The sequence below is a fragment of the Nostoc sp. genome (assembly GCF_036917155.1).
Taxonomy (GTDB): domain Bacteria; phylum Cyanobacteriota; class Cyanobacteriia; order Cyanobacteriales; family Nostocaceae; genus Nostoc.
This window is the reverse complement of sequence record NZ_JBALDZ010000027.1, coordinates 1-20,210: the sequence shown is the minus strand read 5'-3', so window position 1 is coordinate 20,210 and position 20,210 is coordinate 1. Positions and strand designations below refer to the sequence as shown.

Here is a 20,210-nt window from a genome sequence, read left to right as displayed (position 1 = left end):
AATATAATGCAATGGAGACCTTAGATAATTACCGCCAAATCATTCAAAAAATATTAAACGAATACGCCCAACTCCCCTACGCTTACGGAGAACTAGAAAGACAACTAATTATAGACAAAACCACTAATCATTACCTGCTACTAACATTAGGCTGGGAAAATAATCAACGGGTGCATAGCTGCTTAGTCCATATTGATATTATCAACGATAAAATCTGGATTCAAAGAGACGGTACAGAATACGGTATAGCCAACGAACTTGTTAACGCTGGTATTCCTAAAAATCAAATTGTTCTCAGCTTCCAACCAGCCGATATCAGACAACATACTGAATTTGCAGTTACTTAATTAAGTCTAAAAGCTGCTGCTAAACCACCTTTAGACCGAATTTCTACAGAGATGGTTTTCCGCAGTTTATACCATTCCTTCCAAGCTGTTCTCTGTGGTGATGCCAGTGAGGCTGTTCTTTATCTTGTCAAACATCAAAAGCTCTTTGGATTAGTCAAAACCAGGCGTAAGCGCCACCCTTGAGATTGACGCTTACACTCAATAAATTTGGGCTTTATCTTCTTAAGTTGACACCAATGTACCCTACGGGAAGCCTTCGGCTACATGAATGGCCCCTACAAATAGTCTGTATTCTATGCAATTAAGAACCGCTATAGAAGGCCGATTCAGTATTCATAGTCATGATGAAAAATTCGGATTTATTTTAGGCGCAAGAAAGGAAATTGTGCTTGAAATGACCTAAAAATCTGGTTGTCCAGTCTCGTGTTTTATTACTAAATCGTTGTTCTAGGGACTAGGAGGAATAATAATCCCCAGTCCCCAATTCCCAGTCCCCAGTCCCCAATCCCGTCAATTTAGAGGCTTGTATATATCCTCAGAACTGGGATTGAGATAAGGACGCTGCAAATCTATTAGATGCCGCGCAAAATGTTGGTCAATAACCCTCATCCGTTCCTCCATCGCATTTTTACCTTTTTGCCAAGCTTCCAATAAAGCATTAGCGACAATTTGGCAACGGTTCATCCCAAAACTTTCTTGTGCTGCAAATTTTTGGGTTGGTTCTTCGGCTAAACCTAACCCTGGGGCTAAAAATTTGGTAAACAAAGGAATTTCGGGCTGGAAATGGGATTGATTTTCGATATAAACAGTCTGAAGGATTGTGCGGATTGCTGGATAGTCAGGGAGTTCAAAGTAAAGTAGCCCCGAATCATAGCGTCCGTATGCAGAAGGGTTGTGGAGAACCTGAAAGCTAAAGGGAATCGAGGCTGCGTTTAATTGTAGTGTCAAGCTTTCCATGAGAGCGATCGCACCAGATGGCGTAAAGTTAAAGTAGATTCGCCCTGCTCCTAAATCAGCATCGGGATTGCTCTGTCGTTCCTGTCCGACATTGCTAACTGCTAAGTAACAACCATTTTGCAGTCTATTTTTGGGCATCCAGATTGCTACCATATCACCTACTTTGGTAGATTTCTTACTGGATTTTAGATGGCAATCTGGCTCAACATAAAGTGTTAAACCGCCTTTAGTCACCGCCATAGTTCCATCAGGTTCTTTTCGCAACACCTGCCATCGAGGGTCAAAGTAACCTATGCCGTGATTACTGGCGTGCAGTTGCTCATAAAAGTTCCAATCAATCTCCAAAATGGAATTGTCTGCTAAATTATGCTTTGGTGGGTGATTAGTACTATCAGTATTGACGGCTAAAGTACTTTGCAGGGAGCCATTGTAATAGATTCCATAGAGAAAATTTCGTAGCAATAAAGAGAGATACTTCTGTTGTAAATCTACGGAATTTTGCTGAAATCTATCGGCTATTTTAGTCGGCAGAGCAAAGGGCTGATAATTGGGATGGTAAATACAAAAATTAGACTCAATCTGGATATTCTGAGCAATATCAAATAGAGAATTTAGCGATTGATTGATAGAAGAATTTAGCATTATCCATTTAGAAATCAAACTTTAAAAAAATAGAATTCAGGAGTCAGTAATCAGAATTCAGAATTATGTGTTCTTCTTGAAATTATTCTGATCCCTACTACTAACAACCACGCAACTGAGTTTTTTCGTAATAAATACGAAGTAACTGCTGTTCCCTGACAGGCTGAGGAAATTTATGGATTTTTGCCACAGAATTCAGAATTTCTGACTCTGATATCCCGAAAATGGTCAGTATCGCTTGCTCTGGCATTGTCAGTAATTTTTTTGCTACTTGAAGCATACAGAGTTCAGCATTATTAAAGTATTTATGGCACGTAATCGTATCCTGAATTTGATGAATCAGTGCCAGTCCCGCAAACTGGATAACGCGCAAAATAAAGTCTCTGCGGTATTCCAGAATCATCGGGAAAGCATTCACATAAGCTCTAATTAGGGCAATAAGTGAAGGTTGTAAAATCTCTAATGGTGTCAATGCCAAATGTAGAGATTCTTCTAATTCAATAGTGGGGTCTACTACCAGACTCTTGAGCCAAATTCTTAAGTAGCTTGCTAGTAAAGTTCCTAAATCAAAGGCTGGATCTCCCCAAGAACAAGCTTCCCAGTCAATCAGTCGTATTAGACAATTGTCTAGTTGCTCCCACCTGGAATGAACTAAAATATTGTTCAATTTCAGGTTGTTGTGAGTCAAGCAACAAGGATTCCAGCTATATGCCAAATCTGCGATCGCAGATTCCAAACTCTCGTACTGTTGATAGAGAACATAGAATTTCAGTGCATATGTGGGAACAGTCCCAAAAATCTCCGAACCAATTGACCCTAACCCTTGTGCTGGATTGTAAAAGCCATAGCGAAACTCTCCTTGAGGAGCAGTTGCCATAAAATCCTGAAATTCTCGGCGGTTGTAGGTGGCGCGATGCAGTCCCGCTAAAGTAGTGCCGATGGCAGAAGAAATTTCTTGTGGAAAAATCTCATTATTGTGGTATAATGTCGCAAGTCCCACATATTCACTCAGGTAACTGCGGACAAGAATAGAATTTTCTTCGTCAAAATGCACTACCAATGGCGCGATTGCTGAAGTGTTACCTAGAACTGGAAACTGTTGGAGCAACTGGTGAAATAGCCACTCCTGAAACAATTCATGAGGTGCGGCGTCATTGTTGTTAACGTTACGTTCTTGTTTCAGGAGCAGTTGGCGATTATCTGCTAAAGTCACCAGTAAATTGAAATTGCTCTGACTATTTCCTGGCAACTCAGATTTATCTGATACGTCATCTTCTGAGCTACAAAGACCCACGTCTTGTAGATACTGGATAACGTTATGAGAAGACAGTGATAATACCATGTATTACTTCCTACTTCGTTAAATTACTTAAACTTATCTGTGTCAAATTTGCTTGGTCTTAACAGTTTTCAGTAGATAGGAATTAGTGCAAGAAGGCAGATGTGAATAAAAATAAAGATTTGTACAATCTACTAATATCCCATATTTGGGAGAGAAACCTGCCAAAATGGCACCAAGTTCTTTGCAATTCCTTTAAAATTTGCTCCAAGATACCGTCACATCTTTACACTTTATCAGCATAGTTACTTAGATACATCTAGAGTAAGTTTTGTGGTAGAGCCTTTTGATGTAGCTCCATCACCTTTTTGTGTGGCAAAGAAGCATCCCCAGCAAAAAAACTGATTGGTGGTAGACTTTGTTTGATGTTCAGCAGTCATCCTGAAAGCAGCGAAGAATTTCAGTAATCCTTCGTGGTACGAAGCATGACATCCAATGCTATTACTTTTATTTATCATCACGAAGCTAAAAAAACCGGAGTTTTTCAGCAATTAGTAATTATTTTTTTCTTTAGTTTTCATAATTTATGTCTGGAAGCTTTGTTGTCACGTTATTTTCGTCATCTACAAATTGTAGATGACTATGGGCGATCGCAAACAAAGACTACATGAGTGCTTCTTATGGAACTAGACATCTGGTGAAAATGAATGTAGAGACGTAGCAGTGCTACGTCTCTACAAGGATTCTGGATAACGCATATTTAATTTCTGGAGATGTCTACTGCACTTTTGTCAAGGTTGAAACAGGGTATTTTTTAAGTATGATGTGCTTACAATATCTAGCAACAAGCTGCTTTTCTACAAGATGCGATCGCACCCTTCACATAGCATATCGTAGAGAAGTAGTTTTAGGTTGTGCGATCGCTTTATTTGGCTTTAGTGCATTTGCAATGATTTTGTGTAATTAATTATGTTGCCTACTTATTAAACTAAGATTTGAATCCCAGGCGGGTAATGCAGCCGATGCAGATTACCTAAATTACTGAAACCAACGCTAGACAAAAGCAACCATTCTCCTGAATCAAGGCTGACGATTCCGCCGCAAGTCTTCCAGATTTGCACGAATGGTTATTGTCTTAGGATGATTTGCCCCCAACCGTTTTTCAGCAATCTCTAAAGCTTGGATAAACAAAGGTTCGGCTTCGCTATACTTTCCTTGGGAACGGTAGAGCAATGCCAAATTGTTGAGGCTTTGTGCCACATCGGGGTGTTCATCTCCCAGCAGACCTTTTCTCATCGCCAAAGCTTCCATGTACTTTGGTTCAGCTTCACTGTAGCGTCCCTGTGAATTGTAGAGTGCAGCCAAATTGTTGAGGCTTTGTGCCACATCGGGGTGTTCATCTCCCAGCAGACCTTTTCTCATCGCCAAAGCTTTCATGTACTTTGGTTCGGCTTCACTGTAGCGTCCCTGGGAGTAGTAGAGAAATGCCAAATTGTTCAGGCTAGTAGCCACAGCGGGGTGTTCATCCCCATATAAGCGTTTTCTCATCGCCAATGCTTCGTTGTAAAATATCCCCTGGTTCTTCCCCAAAGGGATTTCCTGACTCAATCGGTTTCAAAGACAAGACCCGCAATTCATAAAGAGGGTCGCGGTATAATTGCCTCCAGAGTACAATATCTGCGTCTTCTTCTCCTTGAGATAAAGCCAGTGTCGCATTCTCCAAGGGTACTGATGCGCGAAGAGCATTGAACTTTGCACCTAATGCACCCCAAAGACAGGGAGCAACTTTGATATCAGGACGTTGAGCGTGAATCTTTTGCTCAATTATCTCAAAGGTTTCGTTGTATTCTCGTTCTCTAATGCCAGTGCCATGTACAAATATTACAGTAGTCATTGTGATCGGGGTGGCTACGCCTACGCAAAGCTCTCCTCTGTATTATTCCTCACTACTTTCTCTGACACAAGTTGATTTTATTCACTTGCTTTATTAAATACTTCTAAAATCTGTCGGCAAATTTGTTTGAGCTTATTCTCGATTTCACCAGAAGGTGAAGATGCGCCGACAACATTCCAGTTTTCTACCGTAGAAAGTCGCCACGCTTCACCGCGATGATCGAATCCAGCTACCTCTACGCCGATCGCACGGTGGGAATTATTGATGGGATCTTGATAAAATCGGATTTGAATTAAAATACTACGACTTCGCCAAGATTTGCTAATACCAGGAAAGTGAAAGCCAATATCTATAGAATCTGGATCGACTAACTCCCTAGTTTCTGGGTCATTTTTCCAGGGTTTGAGATCGGATTTGGCATCAGGAAACTCGAATTTGAACAAATTAACTACCGTAGCTATGTTGCTGGCGAGTTCAAGGTTCGTTGCCTGTTCAGCTGCGTTCACTAAAAAACACTCCTATATCGCATCGGCATCTTCAAGGATGTGAAGACAGAAAAACCGCCAGAAGGCTTATATGATTGGTGTTTCAGCTTATCAAGAGCTTTGAGATTTAGCAACTCTAAATCATATTTTCCTAACAATTTTCGTTACTAACAGAAGCCAAAAATTGCTTCTGGTTGGGACTGGTTAACACCTATTAAGTAATTGTACTTAAAAATTCTTCAAAAGCAGATGGAACTCTGCCCTTTGGGACATCCAAAAATTAAATTACTCAATTTTTGCATCCAATAGGAGCAGGGGGACAAGGTAGCAATATCTCTCCCAAGTCTCCCCAAAGCGATTGATTATTTTTTTATTTGGAAGTCCTTTTAGAGAAAATATCAAGATTTTGTGCAAAATCCTCGGCTGACAAGAACGATAAATTATTGCGCTAGCGATCTAAAATGACACTGTGAATCGGTAAACCAAAAGCAATTAAGTTGAATATATGGTGCGTCAACGCTCGATTTTTTCATTTTTTCTAGTATTATTGGCCACATTTCTGATTAGTTGTGGTGGCCCTGGTGTTGCGATCGCACCTCCGACTTACACAGCAGTACAACTGGAAAAAATTCAGGCTTATGTTCCTGAAATTCAGGCTGTGCGCGATCGCTCAGAAGAGTTGACAACCCTGATTAAAAAAGGTGATTGGATCAATGTGCGTAACTTTATACATGGGCCCATAACAGAAGCAAGGCTGAACCTGACTTATGTCACTCCCAACCTTCTACCCAAAGACCAACCTACAGCACGTCAAATAACACGAGATTTGTTTAACGACCTAGTTAAACTTGATAAAGCTACTAGTGCTGGCAATCCTCTAGTTGCTCTGAATAAATCCCAAGCTGCTTTCGCAGATATTGACAAATTCCTCCAATTGCTTCCTAAAACCAGCACAGAAGCAAGTTAAGCGCAAGGTAAGATGGGATGAGGGGGATGAGGGGGATGAGGAAGATGAGGAAGATGAGGAAGAGTAAAAATTGTTTACTTGCTCCCCTTTCTCCTCTATCTCCCCCTACTCCCCCGTCTCCGCTTCCAAACAGCAATGAGTCATGTAGTTATTATCGGTTGTGGTGTAGTCGGGGCTGCGATCGCTTACGAATTGAGTCTAGTAAAAGGACTGAAAATCACAGTTTGCGATCGCCAACCACCAGCACAAGCTTCCACGGGCGCTGCACTTGGCGTTTTAATGGGCGCAATCAGCCAAAAAATCAAGGGTAAGGCTTGGCAGATGCGACAAACTAGCATCCAACGCTATGAAACCTTGATTCCTGAACTAGAAGCTTTAACAGGCTGCAAAATTCCTTTTAATCGTCAGGGAATTCTCATGCTTTTATCTGATTCCTCCCTAGAGGAGATGTCAGCATGGGAAAAACTAGTAGAAATTCGCCACTCTCAAGGCTGGAATCTAGAAATTTGGGACACGGCTAAACTCCAGAATATCTGTCCTCAAATTAATAACGAAAAAATTACTGGTGCTGTTTATTCTCCCCAAGATCGCCAGCTCGATCCAACTGCCCTGACATTAGCTTTAGTTGAGGCTGCCCAGCAAAATGGTGTAACTTTCAAATTTGGCGTGACTGTTTTGGATGCCCCAACCTCAACACCTGAATTTTGCGATTGCTTTGAAACTACAGAAGGAAAAATAGCTGCTGATTGGTTTGTAATTGCAGCGGGGTTAGGTTCTACACCACTGACAGCAAAATTAAATCAGATAATTGATATCCGCCCCGTACTTGGGCAAGCGTTGCAGGTGCGTGTAGGGCATCCATTAGGTAATCCTGACTTCCAGCCAGCGATAACGGGTAACGATGTCCATATTGTTCCTGTGGGCGGTGGAGATTATTGGGTAGGCGCAACAGTGGAATTTCCCAGCAATGGCGATGATATACCGCCCAATCAAGAACTGTTGGAATCTGTTAGAGAACAAGCGATCGCATTTTGTCCAGAATTAGCCACAGCAACTATTCTCCGCACTTGGTCGGGGTTACGTCCCCGTCCTGAAGGAAGACCAGCCCCGGTTATTGGTAAGTTGCCAGGGTTTAGTAACGTCCTCCTAGCTACCGGACACTATCGCAACGGCGTTTTACTAGCACCCACTACAGCTTATGCGATTCGTGAGATGATTATTTCTCAAGGGTTGGGGACTAGGGACTAGGGACTGGGGACTGGGGACTAGGGACTGGGGACTGGGGACTAGGGACTGGGACTAAGGACTAAGGACTAAGGACTGAATTCTTCTATCAATCCCCAGTACCCAATCCCCAGTACCCAATCCCCAGTACCCAATCCCCAGTACCCAATCCCCAGTACCCAGTCCCCAATCCCCAGTCCCCAATCCCCAGTACCCAATCCCCAGTACCCAATCCCCAGTCCCCAATATAGGAAAATAACGTGTCAATAACAGAACATAAAATCAATGTAGATTCACTGGAATGGTTTTATCGGGAATCTTTACCAATCGGCAGAAGTGACTTAGCGCCTGTGTTGCTGCTACATGGCTTAGTTTCACAAAGTTACAGTTGGCGTCATATTATACCTGCGTTGGCAAATCAGGGGACAAGAGCGATCGCTCCAGATTGGATTGGTTACGGCTTTTCTGCCAAACCAGAAAAACGAGATTTTGCTTACACTCCTGATGCTTTTATTACAGCTTTAGAAGGATTTATCAGAGCTTTAGAACTTGAACATTTTTCTTTAGTTGTACAAGGTTTTTTAGGTTCTGTAGGATTACAATATGCCTTGCGTCATCCAGAACAAATTGCTAATTTAGCTATTTTAAATACACCAATTTCCACTGCTGCTAAATTACCCTGGAAAATTAAACAAATGGGTTTACCTTTGGCTGGTGAAATAATGACCCAAGATCCTCTATTAGTTGACCGGACGCTAGAAGGTGGAAGCCGTTATCGCATAGGAGATAAAGATTTAGATGTTTATCGAAAACCATTTTTAACTGCTTCTTCATCTGGTAGAAGTCTCTTGTCAAGTATTCGCAACTTACAGCTTGATTCCGCCATGACAGAAATACAATCTGGCTTTAAAGAATGGCAACAGCCAATTCTGATTCAATGGGGTATGATTGACCCTTGGCTACCTGTAGACATTGCCGAAAACTTTGCCAATTCCGTACCAAATACCGAATTAATAAAACTTAATAACGTCGGACATTATCCTCAAGAACACTACCACGAAACGATTTTGGAAGACCTTTTACCCTTTGTGCGTTGTAAGGATGCTCATTGAGAATATAGCTTTGGCAAAAATCGATATTATAAAAATGAATGTGAGAATTCAGAATCAATTAGTGGAGGATGCAAAATCATCACTGTAGTCCCCTAAATGAAAGATTAAGTGGCAGAATTCAAATGTTATTTCTTGTTAAAACTCTATCCTTTAACGGGTGGAATATTCTGAATTCTGGCTCCTGACTACTTTTTATTACCATTAAAAATGGATTGCAACCACAAGTAAAGGAGATTATGATTCATGGCTTATTCCTGGTTTAAAGCATTTCATATTGTCGGATTTGTAGTTTGGTTCGCTGGTTTGTTCTACTTAGTACGTCTTTTTATATATCACGTTGAAGCTAACCTTGAACCTGAACCAGCACAAACGATACTGAAAAATCAGTATCAAATTATGGAAAAGCGCCTTTATTATATCATCACTAACCCAGGAATGTACGTGACGATCGCAATGGCCATCGGTTTAGTAAGCACTGAACCGGATATTTTAAAAGAGGGTTGGTTGCACATCAAGCTGCTGTTTGTGGCTATTCTAATTGGCTATCATCATTACTGCGCTCGGCTGATGAAGAAATTAGCAGTAGATGAGTGTCGTTGGAGTGGTCAGCAATTACGTGCTTTAAATGAAGCACCTACAGTTATGTTAGTAGCGATCGTCCTGCTGGCTGTGTTTAAAAATAATCTACCTACAGATATCGCTGCTTGGGCTATTTTTGCCATGATTATTTTGATGGCAGTCACTATTCAACTTTACGCCAAAAAACGCAGGCAAGATAAAGAGAAGCTGACGGCACAAATAGGGCAACCACAAGAACAAGGTTAGATAAAATTACTTCTCACAGTAGAGGCGCACAGTTCCCGCATTTCTCACAAGTTTGAAATGCAGAGGGGCAGAGGGGCAGAGGGGCAGAGGGGATTGAACTTGGCACATTGAACTCTCCTCTGCTCCCCTGCTCCCCTGCTCCCCTGCTCCCCTGCACAAGCACAGGCTTTGAGCATTGGTGAGAAATCCGGGAGTTGTGCGCCCACAACACACATTGCATTACCCATTATTTCTATCCTGGAAACGTTTTCAGTAAATCATCCCCAGGAATCACGCTAGTGTAGAAAGTATATTTGCCATTAGCGACATAACGACGGTCTTGTTTAATAATCGCCATAAACTCTCTATGTCCCTCACGAGTACGTCCGACTAAACAACCCGCACTCGCACGACGAATATCACTTCGGGGAAAATCAAAGCCGTAGTGTTGATTCACGTAAAAATTATCACCTGTATCAAGCTTGTCGCCAGTCCGTTTAAAATCCTTGTTCAAATCTCTACAGACAGTGATATCTCCAACTTGCACTAATGCTTCGTGAGGTTCTGCTGTGCCGTGAGTACCAACAGCCCAAGCTTTGTATTGTCCAAACTGAATCCTAGCTGCTCCTTTAGGATTCATCGGATTATCAGTGTAGTACTTGCCTGGTTCTGTAGTGGCTTCCCAGTGATCTACGATTTTGGGAACACCATTTACGACTTCAATAACAATCCGCCGATCGTTAAATTCATTGGGTGCATCATTGTTGAGAGTCCAGTCTCCATTTATACCCTCTATATAAACAATGTTGTATTCTTTGGGATTGGTGAATAGCTGATAATCTTTAGATTGCAAGTATTTCACAATCCTGCTAGCAATGTCATTACCAAGTTTTAAAGGGGGTTTAGGAAGATCGTCTAGTTTAGTTTCAATCAGTTCTTTGGCTGTGACTGCTCCTAAAAAGCCACTCTCTTCAGTCTTTGTCAATTCTTGAAATTTTTTGAGACCTATCACAGAAACAGGGCCAAACTTCCCATCGGCTGGAGGTTCCAGCAAACCTAAACCAATTAATAATACCTGAATCTGACGAGATAAGTCTGCATCTTCAGCGATCGCCTCGAATCCCCATTTATCATCTTTTCCCAAAAAATCTTGTAGTTTCATATTGCACCTGTTTGATTTACTTATGGGTAAGTATAAACATCACGACAATCATTTATGGTGTCTGAAATTATACTCTTGACCAAAATTCTCTGCCAAAATTTTTATATTACTTTATGATTTAACATCGAATAAAGAAGGCAGAAGTCAGGAGGCTCAGTTGGCAGAAGGTTTCGTTCAGATGGGGATTCAAACCCTCTTCTGTTCGAGAGCCACCAAATTTTCAATTTGGTGGGGGTCTTAAACCCTTGCAACCGACCGTCGCGCAGACGGTGACGCTCCTGCGTCGCTAACGCTACGCTTATCGGGCAATCAGAGAAGGGATAAATCCCTTCTGCCTTCTGCCCTCTGCCCTCTGCCTTTCTTCGATAAATGCCTTTTGTCAGTAATTTTATTTACAGAAGTTTTCATCATACTCAGTGCTGAGTGCTGAGTTTTGAATTGAATACTCAATACTTTTGCACTATGGTAAAAGCCCCGCCCCTTGTGGGCGGTCTTTCATCTCAGCACGGGCTAAACGCCCCGCTATCCATGTACAGCACTCGGAACTCAACACTCTTCATGTTAAGTTGACACCAATGGCAAGATGCCCACCCCACAAGAGTTAGGTTTAATTTGATTATCGAACAGAATTCTTCTTCAAATCTTCCGCTGAGATAAATCCATTAGATTTGCCAACTTGTAAACTATCCGCGCTCCAACATTACCATCCCATTCAGCATCACCAACTTCGCAGATATCAAAGCCAATAATTTTTCTCCCACTATTGACCAATTCCCGAAATAGACAAAAAGTTTGCTCTAATTCCAACCCACCTGGAACAGGAGTACCTGTACTTGGGCAGAGTTTTGGATCTAGACCATCTACATCAAAACTAATGTAAACATACTCAGGTAAATGACTGATAATTTCTCGGCATAAATCAATCCAAGTTTGTCCAGAGTAAAGCTTTTGCTTGATGGCTGGGTCATAATAAGCGATAATGCGATCGCTAGATTGGTCAATCATTTGCACTTCATCATGACTAATATCACGCAAACCTACCTGCACCAGCTTAGAAATTTGCGGTATTTTCATCGCATTAAACATAATCGACGCATGAGAAAACTCAAATCCTTCGTAGGCATCGCGTAAATCTGCGTGGGCATCAATATGTAAAATGCCATAGTTGGCGTATTTAGCCGCTAATGCTTGGAAATAACCTAAAGGCGAACTGTGATCTCCACCAATGACTGCAACTTGCTTACCATTATTAATTGCTTCTTGACAATTTTCAAACAGCCATTGATTAACCTGTTGGCCAGCCTGATTAATTTCTGTCAAGACAGGTATTAAATCTGGCGTATCAGAGAGTGACTTCCCTTGGGCTAATCGCTCAATAATTTTTGCTGCCAAGGTGCGGTAGTATGTATTGTTCTCTAAAATCTGCTGGGGAATTTCCACCATGAAAATTCCTTGCTTCCAACCATCAGGGTTATCAAAATCGAACAAATCCAGTTGAGTCGAAGCATCTAGAATTCGCTGTGGGCCATTAGCAGTACCAGCACCGTATGAAACAGTGACTTCCCACGGCACACCAAAGACAATCAAGTTTGCAGACTCATAATCGCAGGGTAAACCTAAGAGGTTGCCATTTATTTCACCTACGCCGCTGGGATTGTAGTCTTGTAATTGATTACTCATTGGATATCTTCTGGATTTATGTAGATAAACAGCACGCCGCCAAGTATCTGCATTTTAATCAAAATTTTTCACAGGCGGTAAACTATGGTTAGCTGCTAACTCCTTAACTAACTCGCTTAACTTCAAATCCCCGTAACCCTTCGGGTACTTCATACTCAACCACAACATCTTTGACTACAGCAGCAGGTGGCCCAGAGTGACACCAGCGAACCATATCATCTACAACCTCTCGCGCCCCTTCAATTTAGAATTTTTAGTTGCTTATGTGTAACCTCCCACCACTCAATACAGAAACAATTTGGGCAATTCTTGACGAGAAACTTGATGATGCAACAGTTAACGAATTGCTATGGCATTATTTAGGCTATCGCTTTGATTCCTCAATTGCACAATGGGACACTAGCCAAGTTGCACCAGAATGGCAGGATGAGTATCCACAACCACCAGATTTCATTGAATCTCGCCCTGCAACAGTTAAGTTGACTCGTTCCATTCCTCCTGAAAATAAACAAATGCTAAAAGAAAAACTGGGCTTCAAAGGGTACAAAATTGGTGAATTTGGCCCTCGGCAAACTCGCAGAGCAACAGCAGCGAATTGGTTATTAAGTTATTTGCAACAAACTCACGGCAAAATAGAGTAATTTGACCGGGAGATATTTGGCAAAAAATATCCTAATTTTACTGAATATTTGCTGGATTAGAATTTAATAAAAAACTATTGCTTGATTGTAGTTTTATTTAATAGTATTTGAAAATATTAGTTGTATTAGGCAAAATCTTTAATAGACTAAATCTATCTATTAGTCAATTAATAAATGCTAAAAAAAGCCAAAAACAAAAGAAATATAATTAACTTTTATAAAGTATTTGGCAATTATTCCTGAAGATAGAAGCGCTCGCAATCTAATTATTTCTATAGAGCGATTCGCAAATTCAATTTACCATCAGAGAATATTTCTATCAACCCTTGATATTACAAACACTTCTATGGCAAAGCCAATTGAATTTAATTTATTTGCACCTTACAACAAAGGAGCCGCATTAATTGGTTCTTTTTCTGATTGGCAAGAAATTCCAATGGAAAGAGGTGATGATGGTTATTTCCGCACAAGTGTTGAACTAGAAGATGGCGTTTATAAATATAAATTCCGCGTTCAGTCAAATTCATGGTTTTTTGAACCAGAACAATGGGTTGATGTCACAGATCCCTGTGCAACTGATATAGATGAACTGAGTGGAAAAGATGATGGTGTTGTCCACGTCAAAGATGGCGAAAGGATTACCGATAAATACCTTTGGCAACATGATGATAAGCCTTTACCTGCTGACCACGAATTAGTAATTTATGAATTACACGTCGGTGACTTTTCTGGTGGCGAGGATGATCCTTATGCACGAGGTAAGTATAAACACGTCGTTGAAAAGTTAGATTATTTGTGTGAACTAGGAATCAACGCTCTTGAGTTGATGCCACTTAAAGAATATCCTGGTGATTATAGCTGGGGTTATAACCCGCGTCACTTTTTCGCAACAGAATCAAGTTATGGTTCGACTGCTGAGTTGAAAAAATTGATTGACGAGTGTCACGCTAGAGGTATTCGTGTAATTATCGACGGAATTTATAACCACTCAGAAGCATCTGCCCCCTTAACACAAATTGACCACGATTATTGGTATCATCACGAACCTCGTGACCCTGATAATAACTGGGGACCTGAATTTAATTACGAACATCATGATGAAAAGTTAGATATTTATCCAGCGCGAAAATTTATTGGTGAGACAATCCGTTTTTGGATTGAGGAGTATCACCTTGATGGTATTCGCTATGATGCGGCGCGGCAAATTGCTAACTACGATTTCATGCACTGGATTGTTCAGGAAGCCAAAAAAACTGCTGGCGCGAAGCCTTTTTATAATGTTGCTGAACACATTCCTGAAACTACCAGCATTACCAATGTCGATGGGCCAATGGATGGTTGCTGGCACGACAGTTTTTATCATTGCATTCTAGAACATATCTGCGGTGATACATTTGATTTAGAGCGTCTAAAAGATGTCATTGACTGCAAGCGCCAAGGTTTCTTGGGTGCTACTAATGTAGTAAATTACCTCACCAACCACGACCACAACCATATCATGGTCGAATTGGGGAACCGTGAGATTTTTGACGAAGAAGCCTTTAGACGGGCTAAATTAGGAGTAGCTATCCTAATGACTGCTGTGGGCGTACCTCTGATTTGGATGGGAGAGGAATTTGGTGAGTATAAACCTAAACAACCCGAATCATCGAAAATCGATTGGACACTGTTAGGGAATGATTTAAATCGGAGTTTATTTGAATCCTACAAAGGACTAACCAACCTGCGTAAAAGTAATCACGCTCTTTACACGGAAAATATTGATTTTATCCACGAAAATGCTGAGGTAAAAGTATTAGCTTATACTCGTTGGAATGATGAAGGTTCTCGGGTAGTTGTAATAGCAAATTTCTCAGAAAACTTCCTCGCTGGCTATCATGTTCCTAACTTTCCAAGTGCTGGTACATGGCATGAGTGGACAGGTAATTATGATGTCGAAGCTGGTGATGATGGCATCATCATAGACTTGGGCCCATACGAAGCTAAAGTGTTTGTATGGCAGTAATGATATACACTACCACTGAGTCAGTAGTCTAATAGCAAAAGAAAAGGGGGAAAGATATTTCCCCTTTTTTAGTTATTATTTTAATTTGTCTACAGTCTAATTACAAATTTGTCAAGTGAAAAATAAGCTATTTTAAAATTTCATAGGTTTGTGTTACACTTCTGAGTTGAAGTGCGTATATAAAATGGCCAGAGCATCCCCATGCACAACAAGTTATTTAATAGCAGTATCGATAACGCTAACATTGAGAACGATCGCATTTTATTAACTCCCAATGAAATTAAATCAAAATTACCTTTAACACAATTAGCCGAACAAAGAGTTTTAGGATATAGGCAGGAAATAGAAGATATTCTGGATTTTCAAGATCGCCGAAAATTTATAGTAGTTGGCCCATGCTCAATCCACGACCCAAAAGCAGCGCTTGAATATTCCGAGAGGTTGAAAATATTATCCGAGCGGGTTCAAGATAAACTGCTATTAATTATGCGAGTTTACTTTGAGAAACCAAGAACAACCGTCGGCTGGAAAGGATTAATTAACGATCCAGATATGGATGATTCTTTCCATGTAGAGAATGGTTTATTAATTGCACGGGATCTATTATTAAAAATTACAGAGTTGGGATTACCTGCTGGCACAGAAGCACTAGATCCAATTATCCCTCAATATATTAGTGAACTGATTACATGGTCTGCCATTGGGGCACGCACAACCGAATCACAAACTCACCGCGAAATGGCAAGTGGGCTTTCGATGCCTGTAGGGTTTAAAAATGGTACTGACGGAAATATTCAAGTAGCTTTGAATGCCCTACAGTCAGCTGGAAACCCGCATAATTTTCTGGGAATTAATCAAAATGGACAGGTTAGTGTCTTTCAAACTAAAGGTAATAGCTATGGTCATGTAATTTTAAGGGGTGGTAGTCAACCCAATTTTGATCCAGCAAATGTCAAACTAGTAGAAGAGAAATTAAAACAGGCGAATTTACCACCAAGAATTGTGATCGACTGTAGCCACGGCAATAGCAATAAAGATTACAAATTACAAGGTGCTGTGTTAGAAAATATTATTCAGCAAATCGTGGATGGGAATACATCAATTGTTGGCATGATGTTGGAATCGCATTTGTATGAAGGCGGCCAACCAATTACTGGTAAACAAGAAGAATTAAAATATGGTGTTTCTGTAACTGACAAATGTATTGGCTGGGAAGAAACCGAAGAAATTATTTTGGCTGCTCACGAAAAACTTCATTGAGGAGGCAGGGGGCAGGGGGAGATTTCTCAGTAGGGGTAGAATCCCCTACTGATGTGGTAGTGCTGAACCAAAATTCAGTATTCTTGTCTTTAACCCTTGCTCTCTCTGGTCGTAGCCTTAACACCCTTTGTTTAACGGAGGAACTTTAAGCTTTCAGTTTTCTCCACTAAAAAATCAGTGAAGATACTCATAATGGTGCGCTTACTTAAAAGGGAACAGGGAACGGGCAACAGGCAACAGGGAAATCCCCATAATTAAAATCAGGGGATTTGTACAAGGACACATTGAAACATCGTGGCTGACGCCATCTCGTTTCAAATATTTTTATCTCTTTTCATAAATAAATTTAGGGGCTTTAAACCCTGTATTCGGGGCTAATTTTTTTTCTGTTCCCTGTTCCCGCCCCGAAGGGGCTTGGTAATTTCACATTAGCATTAATAGACATCCCTGATTGCAATGGAATTTGACGCTGATTAATCAGTAACTTCTGTCCATTTAGGCGGACTTTTGCTGAAAAACGCCAGAAATTATAAACTTGGTCTGGAGGTAGGGCATCAGAGCCAATCTCAATTATTCCCCAACTGTCTAATCTGCAAGAAAATCCTACTTTCCGACACCTACCCCATTATTTGGGATTCCGCAAGAAAAGCAAAAACCAGGTCGCGCCAAAAATTTTGATCACTCAGCCAGTGAAGAAAGTACTTCCAAAGAAAGATCAGCCTTATTTAATATTGTGGCGGGATAATTTTGATGGCGATGTCTCGATTAAGTTGTACGATGGGAACAAACTTATCCAAAACATTTCTTCCCGTACTGCTAGCGATGGAGTTTATGAGTGGATACCAGGTATTGATGTAAAAGAAGGCTATCTTGTTCGCATTTCTAGCTGGAAAGACCGGAATATTTTCGGGCAGTTGCAATTGTAATTAGGAGGCAGGAGACTTCCTCTTATTTAGCGGTACGGGAAAATGAAAAGGATAACTAGCTAAACGCAAACCTCTCAACAAGGTTGACGGTGTGGCAGTGATCGGAATTGTTATCGTTTCTCACAGTAAACAACTGGCTCTGGGTGTGCGGGAACTCGCCGCGCAGATGGTTCAGGGCCAAGTTTCCATTGCTGTTGCAGCAGGTATTGAAGATCCTGAAAATCCATTGGGTACAGATCCTATCCAGGTTTATGAGGCGATCGCTTCTGTATTTTCTGATGATGGTGTCTTGGTGTTAATGGATTTGGGTAGTGCTTTGCTAAGTGCAGAAATGGCAATTGAGTTTCTACCAGAAGCACAACAGCAAAAAGTGTATTTGTGTGAAGCCCCGCTAGTAGAAGGTGCGATCGCTGCTGTGGTAGCGGCGGCAGCTGGTAGAGATATTCACCAAGTGATGGCGGAAGCACGCGGCGCACTCCTAGCAAAAGCAACTCAATTGGGTTTAGTTAGTAGTCCGTTGTCAGTTATCACCCCAACAACAACCAATGTAGAATCACCAACGCGAGAAATCCGGCTAATTGTGAGCAATCGCTTAGGATTACATGCCCGTCCCGCAGCGCAGTTTGTAGCAACCGCAGCTCGGTTTCAATCCCAAATTCTAGTACGGAATTTAACGAGAAATACTCAGCTAGTTAGGGGTGACAGTATTAACCAAGTTACAACTTTAGGGGTACGTCAAGGACACGAACTGGCGATCGCTGCCACTGGCTCAGATGTAGATGAGGCGCTGGAAGCATTACAGGCATTATTCGCAAATAACTTTGGTGAGGCAGCCCGGTCTTGTTGTTCCAACAAAGAGGGACTGCCGAACCCGGAGGGTGAAGATCGTGTTGTTTTGAATTCTCCACCAGTATTTCACCACGAAGTTACGCCAGCAACTCACGGCGAACTTTCGGGGATTGCAGCTTCTCCAGGAGTAGCGATCGCACCCGTTATTCATTATCAACCCACTCAGATCATTGTTACGCAATACCACATAGAAGATGTTGAATCAGAGTGGCAAAGATTACAAACAGCAATCCACACCGCCCAACAAGAAATTCAAGCAGTTTTCTCACAAGCATCTCTGCAAATTGGTGATGCTGAAGCTGCCATTTTTGACGCTCAATTACTATTTTTAGAAGATCCAGTGTTGTTAGAAGCGGCTAAAGAGCGCATTTTAGCAAACCATATAAATGCTGAAGCCATTTGGCAAGCTGTAGTAGATGAAGTCATAACTTCTTACCACACCCTTGAGGATTCTTATCTGCAAGAGCGAGTTGACGATGTTGTAGATGTCGGGCGAAGAGTGCTGCGATTACTATCTGGCAATGCCCCCGCTAACCTGCATCTTCAGGAACCGGCGATTTTAGTGGCGACTGATTTAACCCCCTCAGATACCGCTGGATTAGATCCGACAAAGGTGTTGGGTATTTGTACTACTTCTGGTAGCGCCACCTCCCACAGTGCAATTATTGCTCGGACATTGGGTATTCCCGCAGTTCTGGGAGTAGATGCCCAGGTGTTGCACTTAGCAGATGGTACACTTATGGCCCTTGATGGCGAAAGTGGCAGAGCTTGGGTAGAACCAGAATCACACATCCTAGATTTACTAGCAGCAAAGCAGTCAGCTTGGCAAGCTGCTCAACAGGAAGCACGAGCTACAGCACATCAACCAGCAATTACTCGTGATGGTAAGCAAATTAGCGTCTTCGCCAATATTGGTAGTATAAATGATGTCCAAGTTGCTGTAGCTAGCGGTGCAGAAGGCGTGGGATTACTCCGCACTGAGTTTCTGTATTTAGACCGGACAAGCGCCCCAACTGAAGAAGAACAACTAGCAGTGTATCAGGCGATCGCCCAAGTTTTAGATAATCGTCCGCTAATTATTCGTACCCTAGATGTCGGTGGTGATAAGCCACTTCCCTATCTCAGAGTAGGGTTTCCAGAAGCTAATCCTTTTTTAGGCTGGCGGGGAATTCGTTTCTGTTTAGATCATCTGGATTTGTTTAAAACTCAGTTACGGGCAATTTTGAGAGCCAGTGTCGGACACCAAATTAAAATCATGTTGCCGATGATTGCTACGGTGACGGAGGTACGTGCAGCCAAGGTAATTTTGGGTGAAGTGCAGGCTGAACTAAATCAAGCTGGTATTGCCTTTGATGCCGCGATGAAAGTAGGAATTATGATCGAAGTACCCTCGGCAGTTGCGATCGCAGATCAGTTAGCCGCTGAAGTAGACTTCTTTAGTATAGGTACTAACGACCTAAGTCAGTACGTCATGGCTAGCGATCGCAATAATCCCCGTGTGGCAAATTTAGTTGATGCGCTACATCCAGCAGTGTTACGAATGGTACAGCAAACAGTCCAAGCTGCCCATACAGCAGGTATTTCAGTAGGATTATGTGGAGAATTGGCAGCAGATACTTTCGCAACACCAATTTTATTAGGTTTAGGGCTGGATGAATTAAGCGTCAATCCCCAAAGTATACCTGGAGTGAAGCAGGCGATCGCTGGATCAAGTATAGTTGCAAGTGAAGCGATCGCGGCATCAGCATTACAACAAGATTCCGCAGAGCATGTCAGAGAGTATGTCCTAAGTCGCCAATAATATAGACAAACATATACTTGTATTGACAAATATCTACATCTTTAATTAGTTCATCAACAAAATCTCTAAGTCGCTCTTGCCTGTGGGTTTGCACATAAGATGAAATTTGGACAACGTAGTTACAAGGGTTTGGGGCGACTAGATTCGCGCATAAAGTGAAATTGAATGTGGAGTG

The 20,210-nt window shown here is 41.6% G+C and carries 21 protein-coding genes and 3 pseudogenes; 13 read left to right on the top strand and 11 right to left on the bottom strand.

Features of this window, described 5'->3' with window-relative positions:
* The first annotated feature begins 11 nt into the window (after positions 1-11).
* Both V7K67_RS04405 and V7K67_RS04400 read left to right on the top strand, forming a co-directional pair.
* Positions 12-347 (top strand): XisI protein, encoded by a 336-nt coding sequence (locus V7K67_RS04405; protein ID WP_334731053.1) that lies wholly within the window; start codon positions 12-14, stop codon positions 345-347.
* Positions 348-368: 21 nt separating this feature from the next.
* Positions 369-552 (top strand): annotated as a pseudogene (locus V7K67_RS04400) (IS4 family transposase); the annotation flags it as partial.
* A gap of 305 nt (positions 553-857) precedes the next feature.
* Here V7K67_RS04400 and V7K67_RS04395 read toward each other — a convergent pair.
* A complete protein-coding gene (locus V7K67_RS04395; RefSeq protein ID WP_334731052.1) occupies positions 858-1,946 on the bottom strand; it encodes a T3SS effector HopA1 family protein in 1,089 nt (362 codons plus the stop codon).
* Between the two features lie 100 nt (positions 1,947-2,046).
* On the bottom strand, positions 2,047-3,288 hold the full coding sequence (locus tag V7K67_RS04390) for a phosphotransferase family protein (protein ID WP_334731051.1): 1,242 nt from the start codon (positions 3,286-3,288) through the stop codon (positions 2,047-2,049).
* Positions 3,289-3,710: 422 nt separating this feature from the next.
* Here V7K67_RS04390 and V7K67_RS04385 point away from each other — a divergent pair, with 422 nt between their 5' ends.
* A complete protein-coding gene (locus V7K67_RS04385; RefSeq protein ID WP_334731050.1) occupies positions 3,711-3,896 on the top strand; it encodes a hypothetical protein in 186 nt (61 codons plus the stop codon).
* A 149-nt stretch (positions 3,897-4,045) separates the two neighbouring features.
* Positions 4,046-4,192 (top strand): hypothetical protein, encoded by a 147-nt coding sequence (locus V7K67_RS04380; protein ID WP_334731049.1) that lies wholly within the window; start codon positions 4,046-4,048, stop codon positions 4,190-4,192.
* A 113-nt stretch (positions 4,193-4,305) separates the two neighbouring features.
* On the opposite strand, the gene V7K67_RS04375 is transcribed toward V7K67_RS04380, so the two are convergent.
* From V7K67_RS04375 to V7K67_RS04365, 3 genes are all read right to left on the bottom strand, one after another.
* Entirely contained in the window at positions 4,306-4,773 is a 468-nt protein-coding gene (locus V7K67_RS04375; RefSeq protein WP_442943750.1) for a tetratricopeptide repeat protein, read from the bottom strand.
* Positions 4,748-5,119, bottom strand: coding sequence for a hypothetical protein (locus V7K67_RS04370; RefSeq protein ID WP_334731048.1), 372 nt, complete (start codon positions 5,117-5,119; stop codon positions 4,748-4,750). The genes V7K67_RS04375 and V7K67_RS04370 overlap by 26 nt, the downstream gene beginning before the upstream one ends.
* Positions 5,120-5,196: 77 nt before the next feature.
* Positions 5,197-5,625, bottom strand: a complete 429-nt coding sequence (locus V7K67_RS04365) for a hypothetical protein (protein WP_334731047.1) — start codon at positions 5,623-5,625, stop codon at positions 5,197-5,199.
* Between the two features lie 484 nt (positions 5,626-6,109).
* Between V7K67_RS04365 and psbQ the strand changes: the two genes are divergently transcribed.
* Together psbQ and V7K67_RS04355 are read left to right on the top strand one after the other, a co-directional pair.
* The gene (gene psbQ, locus V7K67_RS04360; RefSeq protein ID WP_334711051.1) at positions 6,110-6,571 is read left to right on the top strand and encodes a photosystem II protein PsbQ; all 462 of its coding nucleotides are present in this window, start codon (positions 6,110-6,112) and stop codon (positions 6,569-6,571) included.
* A 135-nt stretch (positions 6,572-6,706) separates the two neighbouring features.
* Positions 6,707-7,819: an NAD(P)/FAD-dependent oxidoreductase gene (locus V7K67_RS04355; protein WP_335165367.1), complete on the top strand. Its 1,113-nt coding sequence runs from the start codon at positions 6,707-6,709 to the stop codon at positions 7,817-7,819.
* A 51-nt stretch (positions 7,820-7,870) separates the two neighbouring features.
* Here the strand turns inward: V7K67_RS04355 and V7K67_RS04350 are convergent, their stop codons facing one another.
* Positions 7,871-8,062 carry a hypothetical protein gene (locus V7K67_RS04350; RefSeq protein ID WP_335165365.1) on the bottom strand — a complete coding sequence of 64 codons (192 nt, stop codon included), beginning with the start codon at positions 8,060-8,062 and terminating at the stop codon, positions 7,871-7,873.
* Here V7K67_RS04350 and V7K67_RS04345 point away from each other — a divergent pair.
* On the top strand, positions 8,056-8,907 hold the full coding sequence (locus V7K67_RS04345; protein ID WP_334731045.1) for an alpha/beta fold hydrolase: 852 nt from the start codon (positions 8,056-8,058) through the stop codon (positions 8,905-8,907). The two genes, V7K67_RS04350 and V7K67_RS04345, sit on opposite strands and share 7 nt — an antisense overlap.
* A 243-nt stretch (positions 8,908-9,150) precedes the next feature.
* The gene (gene hemJ, locus V7K67_RS04340; RefSeq protein WP_334711054.1) at positions 9,151-9,732 is read left to right on the top strand and encodes a protoporphyrinogen oxidase HemJ; all 582 of its coding nucleotides are present in this window, start codon (positions 9,151-9,153) and stop codon (positions 9,730-9,732) included.
* 232 nt (positions 9,733-9,964) lie between these two features.
* On the opposite strand, the gene V7K67_RS04335 is transcribed toward hemJ, so the two are convergent.
* The 3 genes and pseudogenes from V7K67_RS04335 to V7K67_RS04325 form a co-directional block, all read right to left on the bottom strand.
* Complete coding sequence (locus V7K67_RS04335) at positions 9,965-10,873, bottom strand: peptidoglycan-binding domain-containing protein (protein WP_334711055.1); 909 nt, start codon at positions 10,871-10,873, stop codon at positions 9,965-9,967.
* Between the two features lie 636 nt (positions 10,874-11,509).
* Complete coding sequence (gene speB, locus V7K67_RS04330; RefSeq protein WP_334711057.1) at positions 11,510-12,553, bottom strand: agmatinase SpeB; 1,044 nt, start codon at positions 12,551-12,553, stop codon at positions 11,510-11,512.
* Positions 12,554-12,656: 103 nt separating this feature from the next.
* A pseudogene (locus V7K67_RS04325) lies at positions 12,657-12,794 on the bottom strand (acylphosphatase); the annotation flags it as partial.
* A 22-nt stretch (positions 12,795-12,816) separates the two neighbouring features.
* On the opposite strand from V7K67_RS04325, the gene V7K67_RS04320 reads away from it, so the two are divergent.
* From V7K67_RS04320 to V7K67_RS04310, 3 genes are all read left to right on the top strand, one after another.
* Positions 12,817-13,194: a DUF1823 family protein gene (locus V7K67_RS04320; RefSeq protein WP_334731043.1), complete on the top strand. Its 378-nt coding sequence runs from the start codon at positions 12,817-12,819 to the stop codon at positions 13,192-13,194.
* A gap of 346 nt (positions 13,195-13,540) precedes the next feature.
* Entirely contained in the window at positions 13,541-15,199 is a 1,659-nt protein-coding gene (locus V7K67_RS04315) for an alpha-amylase family glycosyl hydrolase (RefSeq protein WP_334731042.1), read from the top strand.
* Between the two features lie 201 nt (positions 15,200-15,400).
* Positions 15,401-16,459, top strand: coding sequence for a 3-deoxy-7-phosphoheptulonate synthase (locus V7K67_RS04310; RefSeq protein WP_335165362.1), 1,059 nt, complete (start codon positions 15,401-15,403; stop codon positions 16,457-16,459).
* Between the two features lie 418 nt (positions 16,460-16,877).
* On the opposite strand, the pseudogene V7K67_RS04305 reads toward V7K67_RS04310, so the two are convergent.
* Positions 16,878-17,033: pseudogene (locus tag V7K67_RS04305) on the bottom strand (hemolysin D); the annotation flags it as partial.
* A gap of 115 nt (positions 17,034-17,148) precedes the next feature.
* Between V7K67_RS04305 and V7K67_RS04300 the strand changes: the two are divergent.
* Together V7K67_RS04300 and ptsP are read left to right on the top strand one after the other, a co-directional pair.
* Positions 17,149-17,385, top strand: a complete 237-nt coding sequence (locus tag V7K67_RS04300) for a hypothetical protein (RefSeq protein WP_334731040.1) — start codon at positions 17,149-17,151, stop codon at positions 17,383-17,385.
* Between the two features lie 97 nt (positions 17,386-17,482).
* The gene (gene ptsP, locus V7K67_RS04295; RefSeq protein ID WP_335165403.1) at positions 17,483-20,035 is read left to right on the top strand and encodes a phosphoenolpyruvate--protein phosphotransferase; all 2,553 of its coding nucleotides are present in this window, start codon (positions 17,483-17,485) and stop codon (positions 20,033-20,035) included.
* On the opposite strand, the gene V7K67_RS04290 is transcribed toward ptsP, so the two are convergent.
* On the bottom strand, positions 20,007-20,210 hold a 204-nt coding region (locus V7K67_RS04290; RefSeq protein ID WP_335165360.1), incomplete at its 5' end, for a hypothetical protein. The two genes, ptsP and V7K67_RS04290, sit on opposite strands and share 29 nt — an antisense overlap.